Annotated in this window: 14 protein-coding genes; 3 read left to right on the forward strand and 11 right to left on the reverse strand. The window is 67.8% G+C overall.

Annotated elements, in window-relative coordinates; translation table 11 throughout:
- The first annotated feature begins 17 nt into the window (after window positions 1–17).
- Both AB6807_RS06745 and AB6807_RS06750 read left to right on the forward strand, forming a co-directional pair.
- Window positions 18–827 (forward strand): 1-acyl-sn-glycerol-3-phosphate acyltransferase, encoded by an 810-nt coding sequence (locus tag AB6807_RS06745; RefSeq protein ID WP_116907540.1) that lies wholly within the window; start codon window positions 18–20, stop codon window positions 825–827.
- Window positions 794–1,570, forward strand: a complete 777-nt coding sequence (locus tag AB6807_RS06750; protein ID WP_371083970.1) for a glycosyltransferase family 2 protein — start codon at window positions 794–796, stop codon at window positions 1,568–1,570. Before AB6807_RS06745 ends, AB6807_RS06750 begins: the two co-directional genes overlap by 34 nt.
- Before the next feature lie 196 nt (window positions 1,571–1,766).
- Here AB6807_RS06750 and AB6807_RS06755 read toward each other — a convergent pair whose 3' ends face one another.
- From AB6807_RS06755 to AB6807_RS06805, 11 genes are all read right to left on the reverse strand, one after another.
- On the reverse strand, window positions 1,767–3,164 hold the full coding sequence (locus tag AB6807_RS06755; RefSeq protein ID WP_371083971.1) for an efflux transporter outer membrane subunit: 1,398 nt from the start codon (window positions 3,162–3,164) through the stop codon (window positions 1,767–1,769).
- A 10-nt stretch (window positions 3,165–3,174) separates the two neighbouring features.
- Window positions 3,175–5,205, reverse strand: a complete 2,031-nt coding sequence (gene macB / locus AB6807_RS06760) for a macrolide ABC transporter ATP-binding protein/permease MacB (protein ID WP_371083972.1) — start codon at window positions 5,203–5,205, stop codon at window positions 3,175–3,177.
- On the reverse strand, window positions 5,202–6,398 hold the full coding sequence (macA, locus tag AB6807_RS06765; protein ID WP_371083973.1) for a macrolide transporter subunit MacA: 1,197 nt from the start codon (window positions 6,396–6,398) through the stop codon (window positions 5,202–5,204). The genes macB and macA overlap by 4 nt, the downstream gene beginning before the upstream one ends.
- 162 nt (window positions 6,399–6,560) lie before the next feature.
- Window positions 6,561–7,064 (reverse strand): disulfide bond formation protein B, encoded by a 504-nt coding sequence (locus AB6807_RS06770; protein ID WP_371083974.1) that lies wholly within the window; start codon window positions 7,062–7,064, stop codon window positions 6,561–6,563.
- The gene (locus AB6807_RS06775; protein ID WP_371083975.1) at window positions 7,061–8,158 is read right to left on the reverse strand and encodes a sulfate/molybdate ABC transporter ATP-binding protein; all 1,098 of its coding nucleotides are present in this window, start codon (window positions 8,156–8,158) and stop codon (window positions 7,061–7,063) included. Before AB6807_RS06775 ends, AB6807_RS06770 begins: the two co-directional genes overlap by 4 nt.
- An 88-nt stretch (window positions 8,159–8,246) precedes the next feature.
- Window positions 8,247–9,140 carry a sulfate ABC transporter permease subunit CysW gene (cysW, locus tag AB6807_RS06780; RefSeq protein ID WP_371083976.1) on the reverse strand — a complete coding sequence of 298 codons (894 nt, stop codon included), beginning with the start codon at window positions 9,138–9,140 and terminating at the stop codon, window positions 8,247–8,249.
- 1 nt (window position 9,141) lies between these two features.
- Window positions 9,142–10,029, reverse strand: coding sequence for a sulfate ABC transporter permease subunit CysT (gene cysT, locus AB6807_RS06785; RefSeq protein ID WP_116907534.1), 888 nt, complete (start codon window positions 10,027–10,029; stop codon window positions 9,142–9,144).
- Window positions 10,030–11,055: a sulfate ABC transporter substrate-binding protein gene (locus tag AB6807_RS06790; RefSeq protein WP_116907533.1), complete on the reverse strand. Its 1,026-nt coding sequence runs from the start codon at window positions 11,053–11,055 to the stop codon at window positions 10,030–10,032.
- Complete coding sequence (locus AB6807_RS06795; protein ID WP_116907532.1) at window positions 11,052–11,627, reverse strand: alpha/beta hydrolase; 576 nt, start codon at window positions 11,625–11,627, stop codon at window positions 11,052–11,054. The genes AB6807_RS06790 and AB6807_RS06795 overlap by 4 nt, the downstream gene beginning before the upstream one ends.
- 20 nt (window positions 11,628–11,647) lie before the next feature.
- Window positions 11,648–12,289, reverse strand: a complete 642-nt coding sequence (locus AB6807_RS06800) for a peroxiredoxin (RefSeq protein WP_116907531.1) — start codon at window positions 12,287–12,289, stop codon at window positions 11,648–11,650.
- A 154-nt stretch (window positions 12,290–12,443) separates the two neighbouring features.
- Window positions 12,444–13,349 (reverse strand): LysR family transcriptional regulator, encoded by a 906-nt coding sequence (locus AB6807_RS06805; protein WP_371083977.1) that lies wholly within the window; start codon window positions 13,347–13,349, stop codon window positions 12,444–12,446.
- A 116-nt stretch (window positions 13,350–13,465) separates the two neighbouring features.
- Between AB6807_RS06805 and AB6807_RS06810 the strand changes: the two genes are divergently transcribed.
- Complete coding sequence (locus AB6807_RS06810) at window positions 13,466–14,317, forward strand: SDR family oxidoreductase (RefSeq protein ID WP_371083978.1); 852 nt, start codon at window positions 13,466–13,468, stop codon at window positions 14,315–14,317.
- Window positions 14,318–14,320 lie beyond the last annotated feature (3 nt).

Raw genomic sequence — 14,320 nt, forward strand, 5'->3', positions numbered from 1 at the left:
TCCGATTGCCTGATCCAATGATTCGCGTGCTGCGCTTCATCACGTCGATCCTCACGTCGATTCCGCTCGCGTTGATGCTCTACGCGCTGCTGCTGTTCCTGGGCCTCATCTCCCTGGTGTGGAACGTGGTCGCCATGCTGCTCTACCCGGTGATGCCGGTGGCGCCGGCGCGCGCGCTGGGGCGCACCACCATCGCCTTTGCCTACCGCATGTTCTGGTGGCTGGCCTCGGTGACCGGCATGATGCGCATCGACGCCTCCTGCCTCGACCCGATGCGCAAGGAGCCCGGCGTGATCTTCGTGGCCAACCACCCGACCATGCTCGACGCCCTGCTGCTGGTGGCGCGGCTGCCGCGCAGCGCCTGCATCATGAAGGCCGACCTGATGGGCAACATCTTTCTCGGCGCCGGCGCCCGGCTGGCGCGCTACATCAGCAACAAGTCGGCGCGCACCATGGTGCGCCTGGCGGTGAACGACCTGCGCAACGGCGGGCAGCTGGTGGTTTTTCCTGAAGGCACGCGTACCGTGACGCCGCCGCTCAACCCGTTTCGCCCCGGCACCACGCTGATCGCCAAGCTGGCGCAGGCGCCCATCCAGACCGTGTTCATCGACACCGACTCGCCCTACCTCGGCAAGGGCTGGCCGCTGTGGCGCGTGCCGCCGCTGCCCATCGTGTTCACGCTGCGGCTGGGCAAGCGCTTCGCGCCCACGCAGGACAGCGACGTGCTGCAGGCCGACCTGGAACAGTACTTTCGCCAAAACCTCGAACAGCGCGCTACAGACGCGTCTCCCGAATGCCAGACGCCTCGCGCACACACCTTGTCCTGATCCCCAGCTACAACACGGGCGAACGCCTGTTCTCGACCGTTGCCGCCGCGCGCGCGCAATGGAACCCCGTGTGGGTGGTGGTCGACGGCAGCGACGACGGCACCGGCGAGCGGCTGCAACAACTGGCCGCCGGCGACCCGGGCCTGCGCGTGTGGGTGCTGCCGCAGAACCAGGGCAAGGGCTCGGCCGTGCTGCACGGCCTGCGCGCCGCCAGGGACGCCGGGTTCACGCATGCGCTGACCATGGACTCCGACGGCCAGCACCCGGCCGACCTGATTCCCGAATTCATGAACGCCTCGCTGGCGCGGCCTGAGACCATGGTGCTCGGCCGGCCGGTGTTCGACGCCAGCGCGCCGCTGCTGCGCGTGCGCGGGCGGCGCGTGTCGAACGGATGGACCCAGCTGGAGACCCTGTTCGCCGGCGTCGGCGATTCGCTCTACGGCTTTCGCGTGTACCCGGTGGCCGACCTGATTGCCGTGATGCAGCGCCAGCCGTGGATGCGGCGCTTCGACTTCGACACCGAAGCGGTGGTGCGGCTGGCCTGGCGCGGCGTGAAGCCGGTGAACATCGATGCGCCGGTGAAATACCTGACGGCGGAAGAAGGCGGCGTGTCGCACTTTCGCTATGGGCGCGACAACGTGCTGCTGACGTGGATGCACGCGCGGTTGATGGTGGAGTTCGTGCTGCGGCTGCCGGGGTTGGTGGTTCGCAAGCTGGCGAAGAAGGCGCCGTTTCAGGATTGATTTTTTGGGGGTCGGTGCGGCGGCAGTGTGGACGGTCGAGGCTGCTGCCCTCACCCCAGCCCTCTCCCGCGAGCGGGAGAGGGAGCAATACCGGGAGTTGGAGAACAAGCGCCGATGCCGCCGTGTTGTCCCCTCTCCCGCCCGCGGGAGAGGGCTAGGGTGAGGGCGGTGCCTCCGAAAAAGCACGCGCCCAAATTCAGCTTGAAGCCCCCACAGCCCCCCCACCCAACGCCTTGTACAAAGTCATCGTCGCATTCAGCTGATTCAACCGATTCAGCGCCAGCGACACCTCCGCCGTACGCCGCCGGTCCTTCGCATCCAGCACAGGCTGCAACGCCGTCGCCCCCGCGCGGTAGCGCACCTCCGACAAGCGCTCCGCGCGTTGCGCCTCCTGCAGCGCCAGCGCGAGCTTCTCGCTCTCGGCGCGCAACTGCGTGCGTGACGACAGCGCGTTCTCCACCTCCGACAGCGCCGTGTACAACGACTGCCGAAAGCCCACCACCGCCTCCTCGTACTGTGTCTGCGAAACACCCACGCTCAGCCGCGCGGTGTTCCATTGCAGAAACGGCAAGGCCAGCCCGGCACCGAGCGTCGCCACCGGGTTCTTCAGCAGTTCGCCCAACGCGGTGCTCGATGTGCCCAGCGACCCGGTGAGGCTCAGCGCCGGATAGAACCCGGTGCGCGTCGCATCGACGTTCGCGAGCGCCGCGCGCAGCCGCTGTTCCGCCGCGCGCAGGTCCGGCCGGCGGCCCAGCAAGCTCGCGGGCACGCCGGCGTCGATCGCGGGCAAGGCGATGTCCGGCAAGCTCGGCGGCTCGACCGCCATCGGCTCCGGCGGCCGGTCGAACAGGATGGCCAGCGCGTTGCGCGCCTCCACGCGCTGCTGCAGCAGCTGCGTGTGCGCCGCCTCCTGCGTGGCCAGGTTCTGGCCGGCCTGCGCCACGTCCAGCCCCGACACCGCGCCCGCCGCGTACTTCACGCGCACCAGCGCAAGAATGCGCCGGCCGTCTTCCATGCCCGCCTCGCTCAACGCGATGCGCTGGTTGAGGTAGCCGGTTTGCCAGTAAAGGCCGGCCGTGGTGCCCACCAGCGCGAGCGCCGTGGCCTGGCGGTCGGACTCGGTCGCCTTCAGCGCCCAATCGGCCGCGCTGCGCTGCGCCGACAGCCGCCCCCACAGGTCGAGCTCGTAGCTCAGGCTCAGCAGCGAGTTCGATGCCGACCCGGCCACGCCACCGTGCTTCAGGTCGTAGCTGCGCGAGGTGCTGGTTTGCCCCGCCACCGCCGGCGTGAGGTTCGTGTTCGCCAGCCCCGCCTGCAACTGCGCGCGCTGCACGCGGATGCCTGCGGCGGCCAGGTCGTTGTTGGTGCGCAGTGCGTCGTCGATGAGCCGGTCGAGCTGCGCGTCGTTGAACGCCGCCCACCAGTTCGCGGACAGCACCGCTGATGCGCTTCCCTCGCTCTCCGCGCCACCTTGCTGCCAGGCCTGCGGAACGTCGAGCGGGCGCGGCACACGCTGCGCCGGCTGGAACAGCGTGCAGCCGTTCAGCAGCAGCACCGCGGCGGCCACCGTGGAAAGAAGGCGGGAGCTGTTCACCCTGTTCACGCTACTCACGCGCCAGCGCCTCGATCGGGTCCAGCCGCGCCGCATTGCGCGCCGGCAGGTAGCCGAACAGCACGCCGATCAGCGACGCGCACAGAAATGCCGACACCACGGCCCCCAGCGAAAAGATCATTTGCCATTGCTTCACGAACACCGAAAACAGAAAGCTGATGCCGTACGACAGCGTCACGCCGATCAACCCGCCCACCAGGCACACCAGCACCGCCTCGGTGAGGAACTGCTGCAGCACGTCGCTTTGCCTCGCGCCCACGGCCATGCGAATGCCGATCTCGCGGGTGCGCTCCGTGACCGACACCAGCATGATGTTCATCACCCCGATGCCGCCCACCACCAGCGAGATGACCGCGATGAGCGACAGCAGCAAGGTCAGCGACTGGCTCGTGCGCTCGGCCGTCTTCACGATGCTGTCCATGTTGAAGGTGAAGAAGTCCTTGCTGCCGTGACGCAGGGTCAGCAGCTTCACGATGCTGTCTTCCGCGGCCTTGGTCGGCTGGTCGTCGCGAATGCGCACGGTGATGTTGTCGAAGTGCTGCTGGCCGAAGAGCCGGCTCGCGCCGGTGCTGTACGGCAGCCAGATGTTGAGCGACTTGTTGTCGCCGAACACCGTCTTCTTGTCCTGCGACACCCCGATCACCGTGCAAGGCAGGTTGCCCACCAGGATGATCTTGCCGACCGCCTCGGTGCCCTCGGGGAACAGCTTGCGCCGCGTGTTCTGGTCGATCACCACCACCTGCGACTGGTGGCGCACGTCGCTCGCCGTGAAGGCCGCGCCGCTGGTCATCTGCATGTCGCGCACCCGGAAGAAGGCGTCGCTCACCCCGTTCACCGTGCCGTTGATGTCCACGCTGCGGTAGCGCAGGCGCACGCTGCGCGAGGTGGCGGGCGTCACGCTGTGCACATAGGGCTGCGCCGAGATGGCGTCGAGGTCGGCGGGTATCAGCGTGCGAATGCTCTGCGCCTTGTCGTCGCCGAAGTCGCGGCCCGGGTACACGTCCAGCGTGTTGGTGCCGATGGCCCGGATGTCCGACAGCACGAAGCGCTTGGCGCCCTCCCCGATGGCCACGATGGACACCACCGAGGTGATGCCGATGACGATGCCCAGCATGGTGAGCGCGGTGCGCATGCGGTGCGCCATCATCGAGCGCCAGGCCATGCGGAAAGCCTCCGCGAAGCGGGCCCATCCGGTGCTGAAGCGCGCGATGCCGAGCTTGGGGCGGGTCATCGCCCCGGGCGCGGCTGCGTCGCTTTGCGAGCCTTGCACGCCTTGCACGCCTTGTCCGTCCTGCGCGGGCGCGGCCACAGTAGGCACATTGGGCCGGTCGCCCACGATCTCGCCATCGGCGATCTCGATGATGCGTTCGGTGCAGCTCGCCACCTGCATGTCGTGCGTCACGATGATCACCGTGTGGCCCTGCGCATGCAGCTCGCGCAGGATGCCGATCACCTCCTGCCCGCTCTTGCGGTCGAGGGCGCCGGTCGGCTCGTCGGCCAGGATGACCTCGCCGCCGTTCATCAGCGCGCGCGCGATGCTCACGCGCTGTTGCTGGCCGCCCGAGAGCTGGCTGGGCCGGTGCTCGGTGCGGTCGCCCAGGCCCAGGCGCGCGAGCAGCTGCCGCGCGCGCGTGTCGCGGGCCTGCGCGTCGGTGCCGGCATACACGGCGGGCACCTCGACGTTGCCGGTGGCCGTCAGGTGCTGCATCAGGTGGTAGCGCTGGAAGATGAAGCCGAAGTGCTCGCGCCGCAGCTCGGCCAGCGCGTCGCTGTCGAGCGTGCCCACGTCCTGGCCCGACACGGTGTAGGTGCCGGTGCTCGGCCGGTCGAGGCAGCCGAGGATGTTCATGAGCGTCGACTTGCCCGAACCCGAGGCCCCCACGATGGCCAGCATTTCGCCATGGCCGATGTCGAGGTCGACGTCTTTCAGCACCTGCACCTCCTGCTCGCCCGAGGGAAAGCTGCGGCCGATGCCGCGCAGCGCGAGCAGAGCTTGCTTCGCGGGCACCGTGGCGTCCGTCACGGGCGCTTGCCCTTCGGTCCGCCGCCGTCCCCGCCACCGCCACCACTGCTGCCACCGCCACCGCTGTCATTGCGGTCGCCCACGGCCGACGGGTCGCCCGTGATCACCGTGTCGCCCTCCTTCAGCCCTTCGAGCACCTGCGCCTGGAAGTTGTTGCTGATGCCCACGCGCACCTTGCGCGTGTCCACCGTCTGGTCGGCCTTGAGCACGCGCACGTCCTGGCGGCCTTCCGTGTCGCGCGCGCCCAGCGCGGTGAGCGGCACGGTCAGCGCCTGCTTCGCCTCGCCCAGAAGAATGGCGACCTGCGCCGTCATGTCGACGCGCAGCGTGCGGTCGGGGTTGGGCACGTCGAACAGCGCGTTGAAGAACACGGCGTTGTTGATCTTTTCGGGCGACGGCTGCACCGCGCGCAGCGTGCCGTGGTAGCGCTTGTCGGGGTCGCCCAGGATGGTGAAGTACACCGGCTGCCCGGGCTTGACGCGCACCACGTCGGCCTCGGACACCTGCGCCTTCACCGTCATGGTCGACAGGTCGGCCAGCTTCATCAGCGTGGGCACCTGGAAGGCCGCCACCACCGTCTGCCCCTCGAGCGTGCTGATGGACACCACGTCGCCGTCGATGGGCGCGACGATGCGCGTGTACGACAGGTTGGTCTGCGCCGAGGCCACGGCCAGCTTCTGCTGACGGATCTGCGCCTCCAGCGACACGGCGTCGGCGCGCAGCGCACGCAGCTCGGCGTCGGCGCTTTCCATGTCCTGCCGTGCCGCGGCGTCCTGCGCGAGCATGTCCTGCTGGCGGGTCCAGGTGAGCTGGGCCTGCTTCACGCGAACTTCCTTGGCGAGCTTCTGCGCCTGCAGGTTCTCCAGCTTGGCCTGCTCCTGCGCAAGCGTGTTCTGCGAGATGACGGGGTCGATCTCGGCGAGCCAGTCGCCCTTTTTCACGGTCTGCCCCAGCACCACCTTCAGCGACTTGAGCTGGCCGCTGACCTGCGCGCCCACCTCCACCTGCTTGAGCGCCTGCAGCACGCCGGTGGCGAGCACGGCGTTCTCGAGGTCGGTGCGCTGCACCGTGGCGGTGAGGTAGTCGGTCTTCTTGGGCGGGCTGAACCAGAACAGGGACAGCAGGCCCAGGGCCACCACGGCGACGAGGCCGTAGACGAGCTTGCGCGAGCGCCGCTTGGGGGTGTTTTGCATGCAGTGAGGATGAAGTGAAACGCCGCTGGCGCGCACGGGGTGCGGCAGCGGCTTTCATCCTAGCGGCGGTTCCTGAAGGTCCCCTAAAGACAGGGGCGGCATCGGGGCATTGCGCCCGATGCTTTGGAGATCAGCGGGGCATCGCGCCCGATGCGTTGAAGATCAGCGGGCCCGGCGCGAGCGCACCAGCAGCGTGAGCAGCATCAGCGACAGCACCACGAACGCGATGAACGACCAGTTCGCCAGCGTCAGGCCGAACAGCGTCCAGTCGATCTTCGAGCAGTCGCCGCCGCCGCGGAAAATCATGGGCAGCGCGCGCTTCAGCGGAAAGGTCTCGATCATTCCGTACAGGTCGCGCCCGCAGGACACCACCTCCGGCGGATACCACTGCAGCCAGCTCTGCGAGGCGGCCGTGTAGGCACCGCCGATGGCCGCCACCAGCGCCAGCACGCTGCCGGTCACCTGCAGCGCACGGGTGCGGAAGATGGCGGCCAGCCCGGTGAAGAGCGCCACCAGCACCAGCGCATACCGCTGCACGATGCACATGGGGCAAGGCTCGAGCCCGACCACGTGCTGCAGGTAGAGCCCGAAGGCGAGCATGAGAACGCAGGCCAGGCAGATCAGCCCGAGCGCGCGGCGCGGCACGCCGAAGTACCAATCGATCAAGGAGACACCCAATCTTCTTCTACGAACACCCTGGCCTTGCGTGGGTTGGCGACGACGGTGTCGCCTTCCTTCAAGCCCAGGTCACGGAACTGTTGCGCAGGGAGTTGCGCCTCGATGATGGTTCCGGAGCCCGGATTATCTGGATTCGATTCGGTGGGTTCAAGTTCCAGCCGCGCGGTGGGTCCGACCACGATCGCGCGCGAAAGCGTGGCGACGATGCCCGAGGCGCCCGGCACGTAGCGTGTCACATCGATGTCATGCGGGCGCACGTAGGCGCGCGCCTTGGCGTCGCGCGCGCCGCTGTGCTCGGGCGAGTCCAGGCGCATGCCGTCGAGCTGCACGGCGCCGTTGTCGGCCCGGCCGTGAAACAGGTTCACGTCGCCCAGGAAGCCGTAGACGAAGGGGCTGGCCGGCTGGTCCCACACCTCCTGCGGCGAGCCGACCTGCTCGATCTGCCCCTTGTTGATGACCACCACGCGGTCGGCCACCTCGAGCGCCTCTTCCTGGTCGTGCGTGACGAAGATGGAGGTCACGTGCAGCTCGTCGTGCAGGCGGCGCAGCCAGCGGCGCAGTTCCTTGCGCACCTTGGCGTCGAGCGCGCCGAAGGGCTCGTCCAGCAGCAGCACCTTGGGCTCCACCGCCAGCGCGCGGGCCAGCGCAATGCGCTGGCGCTGGCCGCCCGAGAGTTGCGACGGGTAGCGGTCGGCCAGCCAGTCGAGCTGCACCAGCTTGAGCAGGTCGGTGACCTTGGCCTTGATCTGCGCGTCGCTCGGGCGTTCCTTGCGCGGCTTCACGCGCAGGCCGAAGGCCACGTTCTCGAACACGGTCATGTGGCGGAACAGCGCGTAGTGCTGGAACACGAAGCCCACCTGCCGCTCGCGCACGTGCACGTCGGTGGTGTCCTCGCCCGAGAAAAGAATGGTGCCGGCGTCGGCCGTTTCCAGCCCCGCGATGATGCGCAGCAGCGTGGTCTTGCCGCAGCCCGAGGGGCCGAGCAGCGCGACGAGCTCGCCCGACTCCACGTCGAGGTTCACGTCGCGCAGTGCGCGGAAGTCGCCGAACTGCTTGCTGATGTTGCGGATTTCGATGCTCATGGATCTCTGCCTGTGTGTTCTTCTGGTCACTCCCTCTCCCCTTGGGGAGAGGGTCGGGGTGAGGGTTCTCGCCTCACCCAGGGGCTTTTCAAGCCGCCGTGGGCCGCTCGGGCGGCAGTTCCGCAATGGCCTTCATCTCGCGCTCGTGCCGCCATTCGATGACCGACTTGATCACCAGCGTCACCAGCGCAAGGATGGCCAGCAGCGAGGCCACCGCGAAGGCGGCCACCGACTGGTATTCGTTGTAGAGCACTTCCACATGCAGCGGCATGGTGTTGGTCTGGCCGCGAATGTGCCCCGATACGACCGACACCGCGCCGAACTCGCCCATGGCGCGCGCGTTGCACAGGATCACGCCGTAAAGCAGGCCCCACTTGATGTTCGGGAGCGTCACGCGCCAGAAGGTCTGCCAACCGGTCGCGCCCAGCACGATGGCGGCCTGCTCCTCGTCGGTGCCCTGCGCCTGCATCAGCGGAATGAGTTCGCGCGCAATGAAGGGAAAGGTCACGAACACGGTCGCCAGCACGATGCCGGGCACGGCGAAGATGATCTTGATGTCGTGCTCGGCCAGCCAGGGGCCGATCCAGCCCTGCGCACCGAACACCAGCACGTAGATCAGGCCCGCCACCACCGGCGACACCGCGAACGGCAGGTCGATCAGCGTGGTCAGCAAGGCCTTGCCGCGGAACTCGAACTTGGCCACGGCCCAGGCCGCGGCCACGCCGAACACCAGGTTCAGCGGCACCGCGATGGCGGCCGTGATGAGCGTGAGCCGGATGGCGCTCCACGCATCGGGCTCCTTCAGCGCGTCGAGGTACGCCGAGAGGCCCTTGCGCAGCGCCTCGGTGGCCACGGCGGCCAGCGGCAGCACGAGGAACAGGAACATGAACGCGAGCGCGATGCCGATCAGCGCCCAGCGCACCCAGGGTGCTTCGGTGGTGCCGGCCTTGGCGCGGCGAATGGTCTTGGAAGGTGCGCTCATGTCAGGCTCCAGACCTGCGGCGTTGCCATGCCTGCAGGCCGTTGATGACCAGCAGCAGCACGAACGAAATGACCAGCATCACCAGCGCCACGGCGGTGGCACCCGCGTAGTCGTACTGCTCCAGCTTGCCGATGATGATGAGCGGCGTGATCTCCGAGATCATCGGCATGTTGCCGGCAATGAAGATCACCGAGCCGTACTCGCCGATGGCACGCGCGAAGGCCATGGCAAAGCCCGTGAACAGTGCCGGCGCGATGGCCGGGAAGATCACCTTGGTGAAGGTCTGCAGCCGCGTGGCGCCCAGCGAGGTGGCGGCTTCCTCGAGCTCTTTCTCGGTGTCTTCGAGCACCGGCTGCACCGTGCGCACCACGAAGGGCAGCCCGATGAAGATCAGCGCAATCACGATGCCCGCCGGCGTGAACGCCAGCTTGATGCCGTGCGGCTCCAGCAGCTGCCCGATCCAGCCGTTGCCCGCGAGCAGCGCGGTCAGCGAAATGCCGGCCACCGCCGTCGGCAGCGCGAACGGAAGGTCGACCAGCGCATCGACGATGCGCTTGCCCGGAAACTTGTAGCGCACCAGCACCCAGGCCACCAGCAGCCCGAACACGGCGTTGACGAGCGCCGCGATGAGCGAGGCGCCGAAGGTCAGCCGGTACGAGGCCATCACGCGCGGCGCGGTCACCGCCACCCAGAACTGGTCCCAGGTCAGCGTGAAGGTGCGAAACACCAGCGCCGACAGCGGGATCAGCACGATCAGGCTGAGGTAAAGAATGGAGAAGCCGAGCGTGATGTGGAAACCGGGCAGCACGCGCTTGGCGCCCCCTGCCCGGTTGGCACGCGAAAAAGGCGCTCCCGCGGACGGGAGCGCCGAAGGAACAGCGCCGCTCATTTACTTCGCGCCGGGCGTGTAGAGCTTGTCGAACTGGCCGCCGTCGTTGAAGTGCACCTTCTGCGCTTCACCCAGGCTGCCGAACAGTTCCTGCACCGTGAACAGCTGCAGCGGCTTGAACGTGGCGGCGTACTTCTTCAGCACGGTCTGCGAGCGCGGGCGCAGCGCATGCTTGGCCGCGATTTCCTGCGCTTCTTCGGAGTACAGCCAGTCGAGGTAGGCCTTGGCGAGCTCGCCGGTGCCCTTCTTGGCGGTCGTGCGCTCGACCACGGCCACCGGGTTCTCGGCCACGATGCTGATCGACGGGTACACCGAGTCGACCTTGCCGGTGCCGAATTCGCGGTCGATGGAGACCACTTCGGATTCGAAGGTGATCAGCGCGTCGCCGATGTTGCGTTGCAGGAAGGCGGTGGTCGCGTCGCGCCCGCCGCGTGCCAGCACCGGCACGTTCTTGAACAGCTTGCCGACGAACTCGGCGGCTTGCGCGTCGGTGCCGCCCTTCTTCTTGATGTAGCCCCAGGCAGCCAGGTAGGCGTAGCGGCCGTTGCCGCCGGTCTTGGGGTTGACGATCACGACCTGCACGCCGGGCTTGACCAGGTCGTCCCAGTCCTTGATGCCCTTGGGGTTGCCGTTGCGCACCAGGAACAGCATGGTCGAGGTGGTGGGCGACGCGTTGTCGGGGAATTTCTTGGGCCAGTCCTTGGCGACCACGCCGGCGTTGGCCAGGAAGTCGATGTCGGTGGACGTGTTCATGGTGACGACGTCGGCGTCGAGGCCGTCGGCCACGGCGCGCGCCTGGGCGCTGGAGCCGCCGTGCGACTGGTCGATCTTGACGTCCTTGCCGGTCGCCTTCTTGTAGTGCGCCACGAAGGCCGCGTTGTAGTCCTTGTAGAACTCGCGGGCCACGTCGTACGAGGCGTTCAGCAGCCCCGTGCCGGACGTACCTTGGGCGAAGGCGGTGCTGCCTGCAAGTGCGGAGGACGCCAGCGCGAGCACGGCGACGAAGGTCTTGATTCTGGAAGTCATGTGATTGCCAAGGTTTCTGAAAAATCACGGCCCGCCGACCAGGCGGCGGGCTCGTCGGTCAACGATTGCAGCAGGGCCAGGCCGAGCGGCCAGTCTCCATGCCCCGAATCGATGTTGATGTGGCCCGCATTCTGCATGCGCACGAACTCGCTGCCCCAGGCGCGCGAATATGCACCCGCCAGGCGAATGGGGCAAAACGGGTCGTTGCTGCTGGCCACCACGATGCTGCGGTACGGCAGCGCGGCATAGGGAACCGGCGCGAAGTCGGACAGCACCGCGCGGCGCTCGGGGTCGGCCGGCGCCACCAGCAGCGCGCCCTGGATGCGTGCCGCCGCGGCGCTCGGCAGGTGCGCCGTAGCAATGCAGCCCAGGCTGTGCGCGGCGATCACCACCGGCCCTGGCGTTTCCATGACCAGCTTGGTCAGCGCCGCCACCCAGGCATCGCGCTTGGGCGAGGCCCAGTCGTCCTGCACCACCCGCGCCGCGCCCGGAATGCGCGCTTCCCACAGGCTCTGCCAATGGCCGGGCCCGGAGTCGCGCCAACCCGGCACGATGACTACGCGGCTTTGCATGACGACGCTGCCCTGCCCGCTTACTTGTTCGGCTGCGGCGTGATGCGCAGGTAGGGCTTCACGGCCTTGAAGCCCTTGGGGAAGCGCTCGGCCAGCTCGGCCGGGTCCTGGATGCTCGGCACGATGACCACGTCGTCGCCGTCCTTCCAGTTCACGGGCGTGGCCACCTTGTGGCTGTCGGTGAGCTGCAGCGAGTCGATCACGCGAATGATCTCGTCGAAGTTGCGGCCGGTCGACGCGGGGTACGTGATGGTGGTGCGAATGACCTTCTTCGGGTCGATGATGAACACGCTGCGAACGGTGGCCGTGGCCGAGGCGTTCGGGTGGATCAGGTCGTACAGGTCGGCCACCTTGCGGTCGGCGTCCGCGATGATGGGGAAGTTGACCGTGGTGTTCTGGGTCTCGTTGATGTCCGAGATCCATTCCTTGTGCTTGGTGGCCGGGTCCACGCTCAGCGCGATGGGCTTCACGCCGCGCTTGGCGAACTCGCCCGACAGCGCCGCCGTCTTGCCGAGTTCGGTGGTGCACACGGGCGTGAAGTCGGCCGGGTGCGAGAAGAACACGACCCACGAATCGCCGGCCCACTGGTAGAAGTCGAGGGGGCCTTCGCTGGAATCCTGGGTGAAATTGGGGGCGGTGTCGCCGAGTCGAAGAGTTGCCATGGTCGCTCCTGGATGGATGGGAGCCTCGGATTGTGCGAACCATCGCTTCAATGCCAAACGAATATCTGCTTGTTTGGATATGACGTTTTTCGCATAAAGGAACCGCCAACGCGCCCGATCGACAGCTGCCCCAGCTGGCTGGCCAGCCGGCCGATCAACCCGGCAGCGCCGCCATGCGCCGGGCCATGTCGATGAACACCCGCAGCTTCAGTTGCGACTGCGAACGCTCCGGAAAGTACAGGTACAGCCCCGAATCGACCGGAATGTACGGCTGGAGGAAGGTTTCGAGCAAGCCTTGCGCCACCGCCCGGCGCGACTCCTGCGTCGAGACAAAGGCCAGGCCCAGCCCTTCGACCGCGCAGTCGACCAGCATCTGCCGGTCGTTCAGCACCAGCCCGCCCTTGGTCTCGACCAGGAAGTCGCGCTTGCCGCGGCGAAAGCTCCAGCGGTGCAGCGCGCCGGAGCCGGCGAAGCGGTAGTGCAAGGCTTCATGGCGCACCAGGTCTTCCGGTACTTTCGGCCGTTCCCTGCCCTCGAAGTAGCGCGGCGCGCCCACCACCGACCACGCGATCTCGGGCGTGAGGCGCACCGCCACCATGTCTTTTTCGACAGCCTCTCCCAGCCGGATGCCGGCATCGAAGCCCGCGCCGACCAGGTCGACGATGGCCTCGTCGAGCGAAATTTCCAATGACACCTCGGGGTAGGCCCGGCGAAACGCCGGCACCAGCGCCCCCAGGGTGGGCTCGACCGCGCCGTGCGGCGCCGTGATCCGCAAGGTGCCCATGGGCCGGTCGCGAAAGCCGACCAGCGCGGCGAAGGCGTCCGAAATTTCGCTCACGGCCGGCCGGAGCCGCAGGAACACGGCCTGCCCCGCTTCCGTGAGCGCCACGCGGCGCGTAGTGCGCTGGAACAGCATCACGCCCTGGCGCGCTTCCAGCGCGCGAATCGCCTTGCTGACCGCCGTCGGGGTCACGCCCAAGGCCAGCGCCGCGCCAGTGAAGCTGCGGTGCTCGGCCACGGCCAGGAAGACGGCGACGCCGTCGAGGGGGTCGATGATCATTCGGCGGATTATCAACTTCAGGTGCAAGACAGATGCACCACAACGGCATTTTTGTTTTCAATGCCGCGTCCTACGATGGGTTTTTCTCCATCCCCAACACCCTCGAAGGACCTCGAATGACAACGAAAAACTGGCTCATCACCGGCACCTCCAGCGGCATCGGCCGCGAACTCACCCAGGCCCTGCTCGCACGCGGCGACCGCGTGACCGCCACCGTGCGCAAGGCCGACGCGCTGGCCGATCTGCAGGCGCAGCACGGCGAACGCCTGCGCGTGGCCGTGCTCGACGTGACGGACACCGCGGCCGTGCGCCGCGTGGTCGATGCCGCCTTCGCCGCCATGGGCCGCATCGACGTGGTCGTCAGCAACGCCGGCTACGGCCTGTTCGGCGCGGCCGAGGAAGTGAGCGACGCGCAGATCGACCAGCAGATCGCCACCAACCTCATCGGCTCGATCCAGCTGATTCGCGCGGCCTTGCCGCACCTGCGCGCCCAGGGCGGCGGGCGCATTCTCCAGGTGTCGTCCGAAGGCGGCCAGCTGGCGTATCCGAACTTCAGCCTGTACCACGCGAGCAAATGGGGCATCGAAGGCTTCGTGGAATCGGTCGCGCAAGAGGTGGCGCCCTTCGGCATCTCCTTCACGCTGGTCGAGCCCGGGCCCACGCGCACGAACTTCGGCGGCGGCCTGGTCAGCCCGGCGCCGATGGCAGTCTACGAAGACACGCCGGCCGGCGCCATCCGCCGCATGCTCGCCAGCGGCGAATTCGAATTGACGGGCGACGCGGCCAAGATGGCGCGGGCCATGGCGGATTCGGTCGAGCAGCACCCCGCGCCGCGCCGGCTGGCGATGGGCAGCAGCACCTATGCGTCGATCGGCAACGCGCTGCGCGAGCGGCTCGCCGTGCTGGAGGCCCACAAGGCCGTGACCTTCGCCACCGACATCGACGCTGACGTCGGCGCCAACGGCTGATTG

Origin of the sequence: Variovorax sp. RCC_210, from assembly GCF_041355175.1 — a bacterium.
Classification (GTDB): domain Bacteria; phylum Pseudomonadota; class Gammaproteobacteria; order Burkholderiales; family Burkholderiaceae_C; genus Variovorax.